Consider the following 19196-nt stretch of genomic DNA (forward strand, 5'->3'; position numbering starts at 1 on the left):
CCTCCTTTACCGGGTGACAGGTTACACAACGGTGACTTTATTTGTTGCAAAAAACTTTTCAATAGAAAATGCAGCGGATCCGAGGGCGCAGGAATTTTTACTGCGGTCCGTGAATGTAAGGGCAATAGAATCCTGAAAATAGGGAAGAAGGCGCTGCTTGAATACCCGCTGAATAGGGTTGCGCAGCCATGGTTCAAGACGTGCCAGGCGGTTGCCGATAATAATCTGTTCCGGATTAAAAGTATTTACAATGTTGGTCAGGCCGATGCCGATATATTCACCAATCTGGTCAAACGCGTTAATAACCTGAGGATTGCCGTCTTCAGCCTGTTGAATAAGAAAACTTAAATTAACATTCTTTTCATTAGGGAAAAGAGGCGCTGTTTTTTCCAGAAGGGCATGCTCGGAGCTGTATAGTTCCCAGCAGCCTTTATTTCCGCATGGGCATTTTCTGCCGTTGGATTCAATAGAGAAGTGGCCGATTTCTCCGGAGATGCCGCTCGTTCCTTTATACAGTTTATCTTCAATAATAATACCGGAACCAATACCAATGCCGATACTGACATAAATAAGGTTGGAGGAAGCTCTGCCAGCTCCGTATATTTTTTCACCGTGGGCGCCGGCCTTGGCTTCGTTTTCTATAGTGATAGGCACATTGAAATGCTGCTCCATATATTGTTTTAAATGGACGTTATGCCAGTCCATATTCGGTGCAAATAAAATAACGCCTTCGTTGTTGATCATGCCGGGAACCCCGATACCGATGCCGACAAGGCCGTACGGGCAGGCAGGTGTTTTATCTATAAGAAGCTGGGCCAGATCTTTCAGCTGGGCAAATACGATCTCTTCATCTGTATCGGTGATAACAACTTCATCCTGTTGAATCACATTTCCTTTTAAATCGGTGAGCACGCCAAAGGCGTAATTGACACCGAGGTCGATGCCGATCGTGTAGCCGGCGTTCTGGTTAAAGAAAAGCATCATCGGCTTCCGGCCGCCGCTTGAAAGGCCGGCGCCAATTTCATCCACCAGATGTTCTTCAATGAGTTCGCTTACAAGACTTGAAACAGTGGCTTTATTTAAACCCGTTACTTTCGATATCTGTGCTCTTGAAATGGGACTCTGGGTTTGAATGTTACTCAGTACAATCGATTTATTAATTTTTTTGACCAGGCCCTGATCTCCCGTTTTCATAGTCATTCCTCCGTCATTAGTTTGTGCATTAAACATTTCGATGTATACATTTTTAATATATCTTCATTATTTCATAATATGCGTGAATAATAAACGAAAATATATTGACAATAAGATTTTAAATAAATATACTTAATTTATTAGTAAAACAAAGTTTTCAATTTTATCCATAGAAAACTGGTTTTGCATTTTAAAATAGGCAATATGTAAGCGTAAACATAAAATATGATAAAAGGTGGTTTTTTAATGAGTTATTTCCAGGAAATAGACAAAATTAAATATGAGGGAAGCGGCAGCCGTAATGCCCTTGCGTTCAAACATTATAATGCAGAAGAAATGTTTAACGGAAAAAGCATGAAGGACTGGCTGAAATTTTCTGTAGCCTACTGGCATACATTTACTATGGATGGTTCTGATCCATTCGGTATGGGAACAATGCAGCGTCCGTGGGATCAGTACAGCGGAATGGATCTCGCAAAAGCCAGAGTGGAAGCCAACTTTGAATTTATTGATAAGCTTGGATTTGACTACTTTGCTTTCCATGATGTGGATATTGCTCCGGAAGGAAACAACCTGAAAGAATACGGAGCCAACCTGGACGAAATTGTCGGCCGGATCCAGCCGTTAATGAAAGCACAAAACGTTTCGGTGCTGTGGAATACATCCAACATGTTCCATCATCCACGCTTTATGTTTGGTGCAGCTACTTCCAATAAAGCCGACGTTTTTGCACATGCAGCAGCTAAAGTAAAAAAGCAGCTGGAAATTGCAAAAGAACTGGGCTCGGAAAACTATGTGTTCTGGGGCGGAAGAGAAGGATACGATTCCCTTCTATATACAGATACGAAGCTCGAGCTTGATAACTTGGCGCGCTTCTATCATATGGCAGTTGATTACGCGAAAGAAATCGGATACGAAGGTCAGTTCCTCATTGAACCAAAGCCGAAAGAGCCGACAAAACACCAGTATGATTTCGATACAGCCACAACATATGCATTTTTGCAGAACTATAACCTGCAGGATCAATTTAAAGTCAATATTGAAGCCAACCATGCCACCCTTGCAGGCCACACATTTGAACATGAGCTCCGCTATGCAAGAGAGCACGGCATTCTTGGTTCTGTTGACGCCAACCAGGGCGATATGCTTCTCGGCTGGGATACAGATGAGTTCCCGACAGATATTTACAACGCAACGCTTGCGATGTATGAAATTCTTAAAAACGGCGGGCTCGGTAAAGGCGGGCTGAACTTTGACGCAAAACTTCGCCGTCCATCCTTTGAGCCGATCGACCTTGTCCACGGCCACATTGTCGGTATGGATACGTTCGCGATTGGATTCAGAGTAGCGAGCCGCATGATCGAAGACCGCGTATTTGAAAATATTATCGATAAGCGCTATGAAAGCTATCAGTCCGGTATCGGAGAAGCTATTTTAAACAATAAGACATCGTTCCGTGAGCTGGAAGCTTACGCCATGGAGAACACAATCAAGCATGAGTCCGGCCGCCAGGAAATGATTAAGGGCATTATGAATCAGTACATTCTGGAAGCAGGAGCATTTGCGAAAGTATAAAAATAAAGAAGAAGCTGTTGCGTAAACAGCTTCTTTTTCTTAAAAGGAGAGAAAATTTCATTGGAATACGTCATCGGCTTAGACCTCGGCACGAGCAGTATTAAAGGAATATTAACAGACCGGCAGGGAACCATTGCCGCAGAAGAATCAGAAAGCTATCCGATTTATCATGAACAGGATGGACACAGCGAACAGGATCCGGAAGACTGGGTGAGGCAGACAAAAAGCGTATTAAAAAAGCTCATTCAAAACAACAATCTGGACGGCGGAGATATAAAAGGAATCAGTTTTTCCGGCCAGATGCACGGCCTCGTTCTGCTTGACGGGGACCATAATCCATTAAGACGTGCTATTCTCTGGAATGACACGAGAACAAGCCGGGAAGTAAAAGAGATAGAAGAAGCGGTTGGTCAGGAAAAACTCTGGGAAATTACGAAAAACAGCCCTCTGGAAGGATTTACGCTTCCAAAAATTCTGTGGGTTAAAAAACATGAGCCGGACGTATTTGCCCGCGCCGAAATGTTTCTGCTTCCTAAAGACTATGTACGGTACCGCCTAACAGGACAGGCCGGCATGGACTTGTCGGATGCAGCAGGCACTCTGCTGATGGACTTGAACACCAACGAATGGAGCACTGCTGTTTTGGAGGCATTCGATCTTCCATCTTCTTTGTGCCCGCCGCTTTTTCCAGCCACCGAGCACTGTGGAGGTATGCTTGAAGAAGCAGCGCAGGAAACAGGCTGTTCCTCTTCGGTAATGATTTTTGCCGGAGGCGCGGATAACGCATGTGGAGCTGTAGGAGCAGGGATTCTGGAAAAAGGAAAAACGATGTGCAGTATCGGAACTTCGGGTGTTCTGTTATCGTATGCAGGCGGAGAAAAAACGCATTTTAACGGTAAGCTGCATTTCTTTAACCATGCGCCGGCTGATACATACTACGCGATGGGGGTTACGCTTGCTGCAGGTTACAGCCTGCAGTGGTTTAAAGAGAATTTCTTAAAGGATGATGATTTTTCCGAGATGGTTCAGAAAACCGAATCGGTGCCGGCGGGAGCGCGCGGCCTGTTGTTCACGCCGTATATTACGGGAGAAAGAACCCCGCACAACGATGCGCTCGCCCGTGGTTCGTTCATCGGCATGGATTCATCCCATACGAAAAACGAATTTGTTAAAGCGATTATGGAAGGGATCACGTTTTCTTTGAAAGAATCCCTGAATTTAATTGAACAAAATGGAATGGGAGTAGACACGATTGTTTCGATCGGCGGAGGCGCTAAATCAAAAGCCTGGCTGCAGATGCAGGCGGATATTTTCGGCAAGGAAGTGGTAAGTCTCCGCAACGAGCAGGGGCCTGCTATGGGAGCGGCTATTATAGCGGCAGCGGGATGCGGATGGTTTGAATCGCTTCAGGAAGCGGCAGTCGTATTTGTGCAAAACGATGTGTCCGTGATGCCTGATCCTGAAAAAACAAAACGCTACGAGCAGATTTTTGCTTTGTATCAGCAGGTATATACGCAGACAAAAGATATTACAAAGCAGCTGGCAGCATTCCGATAAAAGAATAAACATAGTGAAAGGTGGATTTTCATGACTGTGATTCAAAACCCCATTTTAAAAGGATTTAACCCGGATCCGAGCATATGCCGGAACGGGGAGGACTACTATATTGCGGTATCCACATTTGAGTGGTTTCCGGGAGTAGGCATTTATCACTCTAAAGATTTAAAAAACTGGCGTCTTGCTGCCCGTCCTCTAAACCGGTGGAGTCAGCTGAATATGATGGGAAATCCCGATTCCGGCGGCGTATGGGCCCCGGCGCTTTCCTACAGCGACGGAAAGTTCTGGCTGATTTTCACTGATGTGAAAGTTACAGAAGGCAGCTGGAAAGACTGCCATAACTACCTGGTGACGTGCGATACGATCGATGGAGAATGGTCCGAGCCCATTTATTTGAACAGCTCCGGTTTTGATCCATCGTTGTTTCACGAAGAAGACGGCCGTAAATATTTAGTGAATATGGTGTGGGATAACCGCGTCTACAAGCACGACTTCTACGGAATTGCGCTTCAGGAATACAGCGTGGAAAAGCAGCAGCTGATCGGCAAACCATCCATTATTTTTAAAGGAACCGATGTGAAATTAACGGAAGCGCCTCATCTGTACAAAGAAAATGGTTATTATTATTTATTAACCGCAGAAGGCGGCACAAAATACGACCATCAGGCGACGATCGCCCGCTCCAAAACATTGGAAGGGCCGTACGAAGTGCATCCGGACAATCCGTTGATCACATCGATGCCCTATCCGAGAAATCCGCTGCAAAAAGCAGGGCATGCCTCGCTTGTGCACACTCATACGGATGAATGGTTTCTTGTTCACTTAACCGGACGTCCGCTTCCGAAAACGGAAGAAGCACTGCTTGATCCAAGAGGCTACTGCCCGCTCGGCCGGGAAACAGCTATCCAGCGTATGGAGTGGAAGGAAGACTGGCCGTATGTAGTCGGCGGCAATCAGCCATCACTTGAAATTGAAGGGCCGGACATGCCGGAACATCCATGGGAAAAAGATTTTCCTGAAAAAGATGATTTTGATGATACAACGCTGAATCATCATTTCCAGACGCTCCGTATTCCATTGAATGACAAGATTCTCTCACTGACCGATAACCCGGGTCACCTGAGACTGTATGGAAAAGAGTCACTCACTTCCCAGTTTACGCAGGCCTATGTCGCAAGACGCTGGCAGAGCTTTACGTTTACGGCGGAAACGAAGCTTTCTTTCCAGCCGAATTCCTTCCAGCAGGGAGCAGGATTGGTTAATTACTACAATACTAAAAACTGGACAGGCTTCCATGTGACATGGGATGAAGAAAAGGGACGGGTGTTGGATATTGTGACATGCGATAACTTTACATTTGACCAGCCGTTGAGAAACGAGCAGATTCCCGTACCGGAGGACGTGGAGGATGTGTATATGAAAGTAGACGTTCATACCGAAGTGTACCGCTACTCCTACTCCTTTGACGGCAGCAGCTGGACGGAAATTCCGATCGATTTTCAAAGTCATAAGCTCTCAGATGATTACGTGAACTCCGGCGGTTTCTTTACAGGCGCCTTTGTCGGAATGCAGTGCCAGGATACGTCCGGCCAAAACCTGCCCGCTGATTTTGATTACTTTGTGTATAAAGAACATTAGAAAAAAGCAGGCTCTGCGGAGTCTGCTTTTTTAATAATTAAATACTATTGCCCATCTTTCATTTCATCCCGGTTCAGCATAAGATACGTACCGGCCACAAATACGGCGCCGCCGATCATATTGCCGATCGTAACGGGGATCAAATTATAAATAATATCCCCAAAGCTCAGAATGGAGTAAGAATCATGCAGCCAGGCCATGCCGAGTATCGACATGTTTGCAATGCTGTGTTCGAAGCCGGAAGCGACAAATGCCAGGATGACTCCGAGCACCATAATAATTTTTGCCGTATCGCTTTCGGTACGAAGCGTCAGCCAGATAGCCAGGCAGACAATCCAGTTGCAGAGAATTCCCTGAAAAAACAGCTGACTCCAGGGGAGGCTTATTTTTTCGGCCGCTAAGGAAAACATATAATGATCTGCCGGAATGTCCTGGAAAATACCTGCTCCAAGAACAAGCAGGCTGATCAGAAGAGCGCCAACAGCATTTCCAACATAGCTTGCGCCCCATACGCCGAATGTTTCTTTCCAAGTAGTTCCCCCGGAAAAAGTCGAGGTCGTCATAATCATATTATTTCCGGTAAACAAGTCGGAGCCGCCGATTAAAATAATAATCAGGGCAATGCCAAACGTAGAGCCGACGACCAGATCCAGAATAGGGGACTGAACGTCATACAAAGGCGCCCCGAGAGAAAACATAATCAGCGCTCCGATGCCTACATAGCTGCCTGCAATAATCGCCGATAATAGATAGACCAGCGGCGATCGTTTCAGCATAGCGCTTTTGGAAGCGCCCTGCTCATTGAGTGCGCGGATCGTTTCTTTATACATAGCTCTTGTCTCCTGTGTGATATACGGGTGTATTTATTTTGCCTTATTTAATATAGACTAAATGGAGTGGAATAACAAAGCATTCAGGCTTATTGTGGTATTTTTGCGGGTGCATCAGTTACAGGTATATTTTACTAGATTAATTAAATTTTCATAATATAGTTATTTTTAATCAGTAAATACACAAAAAAATAACATAACACCTTACAATTGTCATGGAATAGGTATATAATATCAGGTAATAAGATGCAATTTAAGGAGGACTTAAATTGAAGTATATTGCAGTAAAAGAATTAAAGGAAGGTGCAGTAATAGCCGAAGATATATACAAAGGGACGTCTTTGGTTGTCAGAAAAGGCCACGTGGTAACAGCTGCTTTAATCCGGAAATTACAGCAGTGGGAAATTAATTCTCTTCCTATTCAGTCAGATGAAGAGGAAAAGATAGAAGAAAAAAACATTGATTTGAAGAAATTGTCGGAAGAAAAAAGGCAGACTCTTCTGACTTTTCTCCAGGACATGCTGCAGCTGGGTAATGAGTACCGATTTGGCTATGCTATAAATGACGTAGATTCCTACCTTTGGGTGCAGAAGCTGTTTGTTGAAATTACATCGGAAAAAAGTACATACCGCCTGCTGCAGCAGCTTAAAGACTGGGATCTTAATACGTACCATCATTCCCTCGACGTGTTTATCCTGGGATCGCTGATTGCGAAAAAGATTGGACTGGAGCATGTTTCGGAATTCTCGAGGAGCTGCCTGCTGCATGATATAGGAAAGCTTCGGGTGGAAAAGAAAATATTAACAAAGTCAAGCGAGCTGAGCTCAAGAGAGATGCTGCAGATGCGTGCCCACACAGGAGAGGGTTATCATCTGCTGAAACAAAAAGGCCACGGAAGCTTCGTGACGGACATATTAAAGTATCACCATCAGCCGCTCAGTGCCCTCAGCGGAGAGGAGGAAATCCAGAAACAGACCCGGCAGAAGGAACTGGATCTTCTGCGGCTTGTAGACGTTTACTCGGCGCTGACGCTGGAAAGGCCTTACAGACAATCTCTGAGTGCACCAAAAGCACTGAAGATCGTCATACAGGAACATACGGAAATTAATATTGAATATATGAAAGCATTTTGTGAAATGTTGGAAATTTTCCCTCAGCACGCTGTAGTGCAGCTCTCTAATAACACTATTGCCGAAGTAGTGGAAGTAGATGACAAGCTGCCTACATATCCAATTATGAAAGAAAAAGATAAGCTGCATGCTTTTTATATGCCTGTTGACCGATCAATTATTATCAGCAAGGTGCTCCGGTTTAAAGAGTGACAAAAAGAAGTTAAAGGGGGGATTATATGATTCAAGAAGATATGAAACACTATACCGGACTTAAGGATTTTCTGGAAAGGGTCTTTGAAATGATGGCTTTAAACTTCCCGGACCATACGATTTTCTTTGCTACAAATGATAAAGAAACGAACATTATCCGGAAAGTGCTGGATCAGGCAGAATTATCTATTCCGGAAGGAAAAGAAGATCCCTACTGCGATAGTTTCTGTCATTTAGCCGTCGAACAACCGGAAAAAAGTATTGTGATACCAGATATCACCGAGCATCCTTTTACAAAAAAGCATCCGTTTACCAAACAGACAGGCAGCGGCAGCTTCATGGGGACGGCTGTATTGCAGGAAAATGGAGAGGCACTGGGAACACTGTGTTTAATCAATGACCAATTGAATTGTTTTTCAGAAGATAAACTGACCTTGCTAAAGGGATACGCTTATTTGATTGCAAAAGCGGTGGAAGTAGAGCAGAGACAGATGAGGGACAGTTTGACAGGCCTGTATCTTTCATCTACATTACCTTCTTTGTTTGAAAAAAAGCAGGCAGACTATGCATCTTGGAGTATGCTCTATATTAATTTAAGCGGCACACGTATATTTAATGAGCGCTATGGTTTTGAAACAGGAGACCTGCGAATGCAGAAAGTCTCAAAAACACTCTTAGAAATATTTCCTGCAGGCAGTCTGCTGGCTCGGGCGGCCCAGGATAAATTTATTGCCCTGCTTCCTTTTGAAGCGGATGAAAATCCGAAAAGCATGACAGAATTTCATGTAGAAAAACTATTAAACCATCTTAAAAGCATGCCCTGTGTGATAAATAATGAAACGTCGTATATTCGTATGGTTATAGGTGCGGCAGTCAGCAGCGAAAACTCTCACAGCTTCAGCGAACTGCGGGATAAATCAGAACAGCGGGCCGTAAGAGGAAATTTAAAAGGAACAGAAGGACTTATTTTTACAGATAATGATGATCAGGAAAAAATAGAAATTCAGGAATTTACGATCCGTAATGCTATGGAAGAAGAAAGCTTTACTGACCAGCTTGCTTTAGCCTACCAGCCGCAGATTGATATTCAGAAAGAAACGATTACCGGGGTGGAAGCCTTAATACGCTGGCATCATCCAGTGCACGGCTTCTTCCCGCCGAATATATGGATCCCACTGGCAGAGCAGTCGGAATCGATGCACAGCATCGGCCTCTGGGTACTTCAGAGAGCCTGCAGCGAAATGAAAGCAGTAAATACCGATCTGAAGCTTTCAGTTAATGTATCACCCGTGCAGCTTTATGATCCGGATTTCCCATGTAATGTGCGGCATATCCTGAAGGAGAGCGGATATCCAGCCGCCCATCTTACCTTTGAAATTACGGAAAATATTTTTCTCGAGAAAAATCCTGTAATTTTGGAGAATCTGCTTGAATTAAAAGAAATCGGTATTAAACTGGCAGTTGATGATTTCGGAGTCGGCTATGCTTCTTTTCATCTTCTGCATCGTTTTCCAATTGATATTCTGAAAATTGACCGGCAGCTGAGCGCTGACTTAACGTCGATTTCCAGCAAAAAAATTGTCGAGGCTATTATTGAACTGGCCTACTCGCTCGACATGCAGTGTATAGTGGAAGGTATTGAAACAAAAGAACAGCACAGGTATTATCAGACGCACAAAGTCGACTGGGGGCAGGGGTATTATTATCATAAACCAATGCCTGCATCTGAACTTGCGCAGTTGTTCACATTATTTAAAAAACCGGTTTCCCTTTAAAGGGAAACCGGTTTTTTAATAGAACAAAGGCTGTCAGGAATTAAATACAGCACCCTCTTTTGGAGTGCTGATTTTTTATTTTTCGGCGCCATAAAACTTGGAAAAGGAAAAGCCGCGGCCGATAATTTCGGAGGCATTCAGAAAGATCACAAACGAAGAAGGCTCCTGGTTCTGCAGGACTCTCTTCAGATAAACGGCTTCCTGCTGCTCCATGACACAGAGAATCATCGTTTTTTCATCGTTTGTGTAGCCGCCGACCGAGCGGACCTTGGTTAAACCGCGGTCAATTTCCTCCCGAATAATAGTCTGTATCTGCGCTTCCCGCTCGGTAATAATGAGAACGAGCTTGGAAGGCGACGCCTGAAGCTGAACGAGGTCGATGACTTTGCTCATGACAAAGATGGAAATCATCGCAAACAGGGCGATTTCCAGACCGAAGACAACAGCGGATGTCACCACGACGCAGCCATCAACAATAAACTGGGCATATCCGCTCGAAAGGCCGGAATACTTTTTCACAATCTGCCCAAGCGTAGACAGCCCGCCGGTGGAACCGCGTCCCCGGTACACAATGCCTAAGCCCACACCGATCATGGATCCCCCGTAAATGGCTGCCAGCAGCGGGTTATCAATCGCGAAGGGAAGATCGGCACTTATCCAGATGACGAGCGGCACAAAAAAAGTCCCGAGAAGCGATTTCATTCCAAAGTCTTTTCCGAGCAGAATCAGCCCGAGAAAGAATAAAGGAATGTTAATCATCCACTGGACAAATGCGGGATTAAACTGATAGAGCTCGTAAACAATTGTACTGATACCGGACACCCCGCCGGCTGCGAGGCGGGATGGCAGAAGAAAAATGTTGTAGGCTAAAGCGATCAGGGTCGAACCAAACAGGACATAGCCGAATTCGGCCATGCGCTGTTTTTTTGTAACGAAACTACTCATGTTCATAATTCCTTTCTGTCTCACCTGAATCTATCTCAGCTCTCCTAAAAAGTCCCATCGATTGTACCATAGATTATCCAATCAAAAATAAACCATTTTCTATGCAAATCTGGATGGGATATGGTATTCTTAACGTACTAATTGATAATGATAATCATTTACGGGGTATAGAAGGAGGAAGTACATATGACAGAGCACGAGTTGTTTGACGTTACTATTGTAGGCGGGGGTCCTGCCGGGCTGTATTCTGCTTTTTACAGTGGCATGCGCGGAATGAAAACAAAGATTCTTGAATATCAGCCGGTGCTCGGGGGCAAAGTGAACGTTTACCCGGAGAAAGTTGTCTGGGATGTCGGCGGCCTTCCTCCTACATCCGGTGAAAAACTGATTGCCCAGATGGTGGAACAGGCGATGACGTTCGAGCCGACCGTCTGCCTGAATGAAAAAGTGGCGTCCATTATTAAAAACGATGCGGCGATTTTTGAGATTACGAATGACAAGGGCGAGGTTCATTATTCAAAAACGGTCATTATGGCTATCGGCGGCGGCATCCTTAATCCGCAAAAGCTGGAGCTTGAAGGCGCAGAGAAGTATGAAATATCCAATCTGCACTATACGGTAAAGTCACTGGCCCGTTTTAAAGGCAAAAACGTCATTATTTCCGGCGGCGGCAACTCCGCAATCGACTGGGCCAATGCGCTTGAGCCGATTGCAGGGAAAGTCTTTCTAACGTACCGCAAGGAATGCCCGGCAGCTCATGAAGCCCAGGTGGACAAGCTGATGTGCAGCTCGGCAGAGTGCTATTTCAATACATGCATTTCCAAGCTGATCGCTGAAAAGTCGACGGAGAATATTGACCAGGTGGAGCTGACCAATGTGGAAACCGGTGAGCGTAGCACGCTTCCGATTGACGAAGTGATCATCAATCACGGCTACGAGCGGGATAAATCGCTGCTGGAGAGCAATACGCTGAAAATTGATATGATTGATTCCCATTTTATCGCAGGTGACCCGTTGAACCATACATCAGTGCCGGGCATGTTTGCGGCAGGAGACATCGTCAAGCACGATGCGAAGCTTAATTTGATTGCCGGCTGCTTCCAGGATGCGGCCAATGCCGTTAATCAGGCCAAGTACTATATCCAGCCGGAAGCCGGAGACCGGGCAATGGTATCCTCCCACAATGAAGCATTTAAGGAAAAAAATAAGAAATGGCAGAAGAAAAGTATGGCATAATAGAAGAAACCAGCGAAAAGGAGGAAGATCATATGATCAGCGAAACATTAAAGCAGAACTTAAACGATCAAATGAACTATGAATTTTATTCTGCCAATGCCTACCTGGCAACAGCAGCCTACTGCTCGGCAGAGGGACTGGATGGATTTGCAAATTTCTTCCTTGTGCAGGCAGAGGAAGAACGATACCATGCGATGAAATTTTACCACTTTTTAAATGACATGGGCGAGCGTGTGATGGTCGAAGGCAGCACTGCGCCAAACAACAGCTTTTCCAGCGTGCTTGACTGCTTCGAAAAAAGCCTGCTTCAGGAAAAAGAAGTGACGAAGCGTATTTATCACCTGGCCGATATTGCTCTTGATGAGAGAGAGCATGCGACAATGACTTTCCTGAACTGGTTTATTAATGAGCAGGTGGAAGAAGAGGCACTCTTTGACAACCTGATTCAAAAGCTGAACCGGATTGACCAGGACAGTAACGCGTTTATTATGATGGACCAGGAGCTCGCGAAGCGCTCATTTACCCCGGAAGATTAAATGAATACAGTATAAAAGAGAAGGCTGCGGCCTTCTTTTTTTATGCCTGCGCAAATAAGCCTAGTCTGTTTTTAGTGAATAAATAGGTATTATATACTGACTAAAGTACTAGTTTTAAGGATAATTTATGGTAAAATAAAGGCATGAGCAAAGGAGATGCATCATGCGAGGGTATACTTATTATGTAGAATGCAAGTACCAGGGACGCTGGATTCGTCTGTTTAATCAATCAATTATCAGCGCAGATGAATATGAAGCGCTAAACGACAACTATCTTTTTCTTCCCTATTATAAAAATTGGGAGTGGGGCGAAGATCAGCTGTATTATGTGCGCCAGCTCGAAGAACGTCCGCTGCGCGTGACAAAAACGATAAAAAACGATTGTCTTCCAATTTGGCTGAGATCCAAGTCAATATTTGAACTGAAAAAATGGCAGTTAACCAAGGAAGGCATCATAGCTACTGAATATAAAACCCTGCATGCGTTGCATGCCGGATAAAAAGATCAGCTGAGGAGAATATCCCCGGCTGATTTTTTTATGTTTTTTTCATAAGCGGAATCAGCCGGTATAGGGAAAAAGACATAACGGCGAGTAAGACCATCACGATAAAAGCCTGACGTATCCCAAGAAACAGTGACTCCTGATAGTTCATATCCGGTCCGCCGCCGGCGCTGACTATAGTGGAGAGCAGCGTAACGCCGAGCGCCATGCCGAACTGGCGGATGGTACTGCTTAGAGCGGTGCCGTGGGCCAGCTCCTCGCGGGGAAGGTCATTCATGCCGGCTGCGACCTGAGGCATCATCGTCATCCCGATACCTGCCATAAACAGGCAGAATACAGCGATGATAAATAAGATGGATGTATCCGGCTGGAGAAACGCGAATAGAATAACAGACGAAATCAGCAGGACAAAGCCCGTATTGATTAAGAGGCGGCCGCCGTATTTATCATAAGCCATCCCGCCGGCAAGAGACATGAAAGCGAGAATAGCGGTCCCGGGCATTAACAGGAAGCCGGAAACAAAAGCACTGCTGCCCTGGACATCCTGGGCAAACAGAGGCAGAATGGTTTCCGTTGATAAAAGCAGCACCCCTACAAAAAAGACGGATCCTGTCGTAAGAGCATAAACCGGATAACGAAAAACCCGCACGTTCAAAATAGGAGCTGTTAACTGCAGCTGCCGTCTGCCGAAAACAAACAGGCTGGCAGCTCCTGCTATGATCGGCAGCCAGACGACCCAGTGCAGCAGACCTTCTGTACTGATATAGCTTGAACCGACGAGAAGGCCGGTCAGGCCGATGGTAGAAAGCAGCACGGAAGGAAAGTCAAAGCGGGTTTCCCGCTGTTCTGTTATATTTTTCAGGAAAAAAACGGCTAAAAGAAGCAGCAGGAGAGTTGGCGTAAGAATAATCCAAAACAAGTGCTTCCACGTGTACATATCAATAATATAGCCCGAAACTGCGGGTCCGGTGGCGGGTGCTACGTTCATAACAAGACCGAGAAGGCCCATCGCTTTTCCGCGCTGATTCACAGGGAAAATAAGCAGAAGCACCGTTTGTACAAGGGGCAGCATAATTCCAGCTCCGACTGCCTGAATGATCCGGGCCAGAATAAGTATGGCAAAGCTTTCGGACATAAGCGCGAGAAGCGTACCCGCTGCCAGAAACAAAAACGAGGTCAGCACAAGGCTTCTCGTCGTAAACCGGTCAATCAAATAGCCGCTCATCGGGATAAAGACCGCAGACGTTAAGAGAAACGCAGTGGTGAGCCATTGGACCTGGGCTGCGTTAACAGCAAATTCCTGCATCAGCGTAGGGAACGCCGTAATCAAAAGAAACTGATTAAACAAAAACAAAAAATTTCCTCCAACTACGATAAAAATAATCAGCCGTTTCTGCGCGGTACTAAGCGTCATCATGTCCGTCCCCTCCATTTAAAAGCATCCTTTCTTATTGTAACAAGGAAGGAGGAGAAAAAAAGGCAGGAATGCAGGATGTACCATTTTTTTACATATTTCTTTTTGATAATGAAACAGTATAATAAAAAAGAATACATATTATGTAAGGGAGACAGAAACATGAAAAAATGGATAACTATTTTTGCTGCGGCCCTGCTTTTATTTGCAGCACTGCCAGCGGAGAATATGTCTGCAGCTCCGTCCGGTAAAGCATATGAATCCTATCTGGAGCATCTGGGCTGGACAGAAACAGAAATGGAGGCCTATCTGCAGGGGTGGGACACTTCGCTTAATGAATTTGAAACGCTGAAGGAACTGCAGGAATTTCTCGGAGAAGAGCTGACAGAAGAGTCAGCGGCAGCTTTTCTAGAGGAATTTGATATGACAAGAAACGAGCTGGATGAACGTCTGGCAGAAGACGGCCTTGTGCTGGAAGATTTGAAGTTTACAGATGACCTGTATGAGTATCTTCCCTACGATGAAGAATGGGAAGAGGAAGTATGGGAAGATGATTTTTCAGAAATTGGCTTAACGTCGGCGGAAATAGATGCACTGACGGCCCATTTTAAGAAGAGAGCAGAGCAGACCGGAGAATTTGAAGAAAAGCTGTTCAGCCTGCTGGACGACTCCAGTGATTTTTCAGAATGGATGGAAGAGCTGGTATGGACGGAAGAGCAGAAACAAACCTTCGCGAGCTGGTGGAATGAGTTGCTGAGTCTGCTGCAGATATCTGTTTCATTTGCCGAGGAAACCGCCGGGGAGAAAAAAGACCTTTCTTTTAACAACCTGCTTGATATGGAAAGCTGGACAATCGATGTACTGTGGATAGAGATCTACGACACGGAAGGAACGCTGCTTGCTGACTTGTTTATTAATACAGCGTTTATTGAAGAATTCGGCGGTATGGAAGCACTGCCTGCTGTGGAAGAGGCAGCCTCCGAACAAATCATCGCCGCCGCTCCTTCCGGTTCTGCAGAAAAACCATCAGTATCTGCTGAGAAAGAGGGCGGTATACTACCTGATACGGCTGGAAGCAGCCTATTTTACGTGCTCGGCGGACTGACAGCAGCTTTTCTTGGATTTTTGCTTTTACTATCTAGAAAAAAGACTGCATAAAAAATGCCCTGTGAAGAAAACCTTCGCAGGGCATTTTTTTAAACAAATTCAAACGAAGACGTCTAAAAATTCTAGTTGCCAAACGATTCAAAAAGCATTATCATGAAGGAAATAATTAATTTGTTTAGTAAACAAATTAAAAAAGGGTGATTTATTAATGACGACAGATACTACCTTTCACATGATAAAAAACGAAATGAACGCGCTTACGCTGCACTCCCCGTTTTATGAAGTATATGTCTCCATTTATGTTCTAAAGGCAGATGTGATTAGAACTACGGTAACGAAACATTCCCCGGAGATTCCCATTCATTCCTGGGCAATTGCCCCCGGGGACACAGAAATGCCGCTGGAAGGAGTGGACCGGCAGGAGATTTCAGAGCTTTTTGAACGGCCTTCTTATCAGCTGGAGGAAAATGATACGCAGCTGATTCTTACTACAGAGAAGATTAAGCTGGTTATTAATAAAACACACCTGCATCTCACATGGTATGCGATAGATAACGAAACAAAAGAGGAGGTATGGGCAGCAGAAGATCGAAGCACTCAGGCTTATTTTTTTCAAATTGCCAAAAAAGCACCAGTTTCTCATTATCTGACGAGAAAACCGGGAGAGCTGTATTTCGGTCTTGGAGAAAAAACAGGAAACGTTAATAAATACGGGGAACGTTACCGCATGCTTAACATCGATGCGATGGGATATGATGCGGAAAAAACAGATCCACTATATAAACATATTCCCTATTACGTCACGTACTCAGAATCAAGCGGTCTGGCCTACGGACTCTACTACGATGATTATAATGAATGCGCTTTCGATCTGGGCAAGGAAAAAGATAACTATCATGGCAGCTATCGCTATTTTGAAACACGCTCTGAATTCCTGGATTATTATTTTATTCTGGGACCGGACGTGCCTGAAGTAACGAAAACTTTCTCCTGGTTAACCGGGCGGCCGGCGAGAATGCCTAAATGGAGCTACGGCTATTCAGGCTCAACGATGACCTATACAGATGAACCACGGTCCCAGGAACGTCTTGGAGAATTTATTGAAAACTGCAGAACGCACAATATTCCGTGCTCTTCCTTTCATTTGTCCTCCGGTTACACGTCCATTCAGGATAAACGGTATGTCTTTCACTGGAACCGGGAGAAATTCCCGGAGCCTAAACGATTTGCCGAGGATTTTCATAAAGAAAGCATAAACATTATCGCTAACATCAAACCGAGCCTGCTTGTTAATCATCCTAAATTCAAAGAAGCCTCCGAGCAGGGAATGACGATTAAAAATGAAGACGAAGAACCATTGCAGCAGCAGTTCTGGGACGACCTTGGCGTTTATTTGGACTTTACGAATGAAAAAACGATTTCATGGTGGAAAGAAAATGTAAAAGAACAGCTGCTTCATAACGGAATCGACTCGACCTGGAATGATAACAATGAATTTGAAGTCTGGGATCCGGATGCGGTTATTGATTTGTTCGGCAAAAAGGGAAGGTTTCAGGATTATCGTGCGATTTTTCCAATGCTGATGACCAAAGTTTCTTTAGCAGCCCAGCTCGAACATGACCCTGGGCGCCGTCCTTTTCTCGTTACGAGATCGGGGAGCGCAGGAATCGGCAGATATGCGCAGACATGGACAGGCGATAACGACACGAGCTGGCACACATTAAAGTACAACATAAAAATGGCGATTGGACTCAGTCTTTCCGGTGTTTACAACTTTGGCCACGACACCGGCGGTTTTGCCGGAGGGGCACCGGAGCCGGAACTTCTTCTGCGCTGGATTCAGAGCAATATTTATTATCCGCGCTTTACCATTCATTCCTGGAACGATGACAACACGGTGAATGAACCGTGGATGTATCCGGAAATTACGGAAAAAGTGTCGGGAACCATGAATTGGCACCGCCGGCTGTCCGGTTATTTATATTCGATAGGCAATCATTCTTCAACCGATTATGAACCGATTGTGCGGCCGGTTTTTTACAACTTTCCAAAAGATCCGGTCACATACAAAGAGAATGATGAATTCATGCTTGGCGGGGATCTGCTTGTCTGCACGATTGTCGAACCGGAGCAGAGGGAGAGGACGGTATACCTTCCAACACACGATGGAGGATGGTACGACCTTTATACGGAAAAATGGTATGAAGGAGGGCAGGACGTTTCGGTGCCTGCCCCACTGGAGTACACCCCGGTTATGGTAAAAGGCGGGAGCATTCTTCCTATAGAAGAAGAAACACAGGTACGGGTACAGCTGTATCCGGCAGCAGCCGGGACCAGCGTTTCTTTTTCCTACTGCACCAGTACGGAAGCAGATGGAAAAGAAGAAACCGCTCAGTTTGATATGACTATGGAAACAAGTGATTCTGCCATTTCTGTTTCTGTTCATAAAACGGAAACGGCAGAAGGTAGGCCGCAGCAGTTTGCTTTTCATATGCCTTCCTCTGAAACGAGAACGCTTTGGATCAATGGAGAAGAAACAGCGTTATTTCACACATAATGAGAGGGGTAACATACGATGAAAAAAAATTATATTTGGCTGCTTCTGCTGCTTCTCGTAACAGCAGGATGCCAGCAGGCAGCAGGAGAAGAAGAGACAAAAGAGTTAACACTTGCTCATAATCAGCCTACGGATCACCCTGTTCATTTATCGTTGACGCGGTTTGCTGAGCTGGTGGACGAAAAGTCAGACGGGGAACTTGTCATTGATGTTTATCCTAACGGAGAGCTCGGCAGTGAAAGAGAGGTTATAGAAAATACCCAGTTCGGAACCGTGGACATTGCAAAAGTAAGCGCAAGTGCGCTGGAGGGGTTTGATCCGATCTATTCCATTTTCAGCCTTCCATATATGTTTGAAAGCCAGGAGAGTTTTAAGCAGATTATGGCGAACGAAGAGATAACCGATGAGATCTATCTCAACACGACGGATATTGGATTTAGAGGTCTCACGTATTATGATGCAGGCGTTCGCAACATGTATACAAAGGACCGCATCATTGAAAGTGCAGAAGATATGGCTGGTTTAAAAACAAGAGTACAGCCCAGCCGGACCAGCGTTCAAATGATTGAAGCGATTGGCGGCACGCCGACACCGATGAGCTATGGAGAAGTTTATACGGCGCTGCAGTCCGGTGTTATTGACGCAGCTGAGAATAATGAAACTGCTTTAGTCAACAGCAGCCACGGAGAAGTAGCGAAAAATTACTTTTTCACGGAGCATGCGATTGTACCGGATATGCTGATCATGAACGACGAAATGTACAGTGATTTGACAGAAGAAGAGCAGCAGGTTATTGAAGAAGCTGCAGAAGAATCGACGGAATACCACGAAGAACTCTGGGCAGAAATGGTAGAAGAATCAGTGACGATTGCTGAAGAGGAAATGGATGTTACATTCTACGACATCGATAAGCAGACGTTTATTGACGCTGTGCAGCCACTTCACGAACAATTCCAGGAAAATCCTGATACTGCAGATATTTATTCCAGGATAAAGGAGGAATCATAA

15 protein-coding genes are annotated in these 19196 nt (G+C 45.1%); 11 read left to right on the plus strand and 4 right to left on the minus strand.

Going from position 1 to position 19196, the window contains the following annotated elements:
- Window positions 1-21: 21 nt before the first annotated feature.
- Window positions 22-1194 (minus strand): ROK family transcriptional regulator, encoded by a 1173-nt coding sequence (locus ATL39_RS02870; protein ID WP_120191777.1) that lies wholly within the window; start codon window positions 1192-1194, stop codon window positions 22-24.
- A gap of 246 nt (window positions 1195-1440) precedes the next feature.
- On the opposite strand from ATL39_RS02870, the gene xylA reads away from it, so the two are divergent.
- Genes xylA through ATL39_RS02885 form a run of 3 tightly spaced genes read left to right on the plus strand, consistent with a single transcriptional unit; the run spans window position 1441 to window position 5964 of the window.
- The gene (gene xylA / locus ATL39_RS02875; RefSeq protein WP_120191778.1) at window positions 1441-2769 is read left to right on the plus strand and encodes a xylose isomerase; all 1329 of its coding nucleotides are present in this window, start codon (window positions 1441-1443) and stop codon (window positions 2767-2769) included.
- Window positions 2770-2829: 60 nt separating this feature from the next.
- On the plus strand, window positions 2830-4326 hold the full coding sequence (xylB, locus tag ATL39_RS02880; RefSeq protein ID WP_120191779.1) for a xylulokinase: 1497 nt from the start codon (window positions 2830-2832) through the stop codon (window positions 4324-4326).
- A 30-nt stretch (window positions 4327-4356) separates the two neighbouring features.
- Window positions 4357-5964, plus strand: coding sequence for a glycoside hydrolase family 43 protein (locus ATL39_RS02885; RefSeq protein ID WP_120191780.1), 1608 nt, complete (start codon window positions 4357-4359; stop codon window positions 5962-5964).
- A gap of 44 nt (window positions 5965-6008) precedes the next feature.
- Here the strand turns inward: ATL39_RS02885 and ATL39_RS02890 are convergent, their stop codons facing one another.
- Window positions 6009-6794, minus strand: a complete 786-nt coding sequence (locus ATL39_RS02890; RefSeq protein WP_120191781.1) for a formate/nitrite transporter family protein — start codon at window positions 6792-6794, stop codon at window positions 6009-6011.
- Between the two features lie 269 nt (window positions 6795-7063).
- Here ATL39_RS02890 and ATL39_RS02895 point away from each other — a divergent pair, with 269 nt between their 5' ends.
- Entirely contained in the window at window positions 7064-8116 is a 1053-nt protein-coding gene (locus tag ATL39_RS02895) for an HD-GYP domain-containing protein (protein WP_120191782.1), read from the plus strand.
- 26 nt (window positions 8117-8142) lie between these two features.
- Window positions 8143-9891, plus strand: a complete 1749-nt coding sequence (locus tag ATL39_RS02900) for a bifunctional diguanylate cyclase/phosphodiesterase (RefSeq protein ID WP_120191783.1) — start codon at window positions 8143-8145, stop codon at window positions 9889-9891.
- Between the two features lie 75 nt (window positions 9892-9966).
- Here the strand turns inward: ATL39_RS02900 and ATL39_RS02905 are convergent, their stop codons facing one another.
- Window positions 9967-10836 carry a YitT family protein gene (locus tag ATL39_RS02905; protein ID WP_120192005.1) on the minus strand — a complete coding sequence of 290 codons (870 nt, stop codon included), beginning with the start codon at window positions 10834-10836 and terminating at the stop codon, window positions 9967-9969.
- A 186-nt stretch (window positions 10837-11022) separates the two neighbouring features.
- Between ATL39_RS02905 and ATL39_RS02910 the strand changes: the two genes are divergently transcribed.
- The 3 genes from ATL39_RS02910 to ATL39_RS02920 all read left to right on the plus strand — a co-directional run bounded on the left by ATL39_RS02910 (window position 11023) and on the right by ATL39_RS02920 (window position 13107).
- Window positions 11023-12072 (plus strand): NAD(P)/FAD-dependent oxidoreductase, encoded by a 1050-nt coding sequence (locus tag ATL39_RS02910; RefSeq protein WP_120191784.1) that lies wholly within the window; start codon window positions 11023-11025, stop codon window positions 12070-12072.
- A 32-nt stretch (window positions 12073-12104) separates the two neighbouring features.
- Window positions 12105-12608 carry a ferritin gene (locus tag ATL39_RS02915; protein WP_120192006.1) on the plus strand — a complete coding sequence of 168 codons (504 nt, stop codon included), beginning with the start codon at window positions 12105-12107 and terminating at the stop codon, window positions 12606-12608.
- 163 nt (window positions 12609-12771) lie between these two features.
- Window positions 12772-13107 (plus strand): hypothetical protein, encoded by a 336-nt coding sequence (locus ATL39_RS02920; RefSeq protein ID WP_120191785.1) that lies wholly within the window; start codon window positions 12772-12774, stop codon window positions 13105-13107.
- Between the two features lie 37 nt (window positions 13108-13144).
- Here the strand turns inward: ATL39_RS02920 and ATL39_RS02925 are convergent, their stop codons facing one another.
- Window positions 13145-14542: a DHA2 family efflux MFS transporter permease subunit gene (locus ATL39_RS02925; protein WP_120191786.1), complete on the minus strand. Its 1398-nt coding sequence runs from the start codon at window positions 14540-14542 to the stop codon at window positions 13145-13147.
- Window positions 14543-14686: 144 nt separating this feature from the next.
- On the opposite strand from ATL39_RS02925, the gene ATL39_RS02930 reads away from it, so the two are divergent.
- From ATL39_RS02930 to ATL39_RS02940, 3 genes are all read left to right on the plus strand, one after another.
- Window positions 14687-15682 carry a processed acidic surface protein gene (locus ATL39_RS02930; RefSeq protein WP_170146819.1) on the plus strand — a complete coding sequence of 332 codons (996 nt, stop codon included), beginning with the start codon at window positions 14687-14689 and terminating at the stop codon, window positions 15680-15682.
- A gap of 157 nt (window positions 15683-15839) precedes the next feature.
- Window positions 15840-18188, plus strand: a complete 2349-nt coding sequence (locus ATL39_RS02935) for a TIM-barrel domain-containing protein (RefSeq protein ID WP_120191788.1) — start codon at window positions 15840-15842, stop codon at window positions 18186-18188.
- A gap of 18 nt (window positions 18189-18206) precedes the next feature.
- On the plus strand, window positions 18207-19196 hold the full coding sequence (locus ATL39_RS02940; protein ID WP_120191789.1) for a TRAP transporter substrate-binding protein: 990 nt from the start codon (window positions 18207-18209) through the stop codon (window positions 19194-19196).

Source organism: Sinobaca qinghaiensis (genome assembly GCF_003610495.1).
Classification (GTDB): domain Bacteria; phylum Bacillota; class Bacilli; order Bacillales; family Marinococcaceae; genus Sinobaca; species Sinobaca qinghaiensis.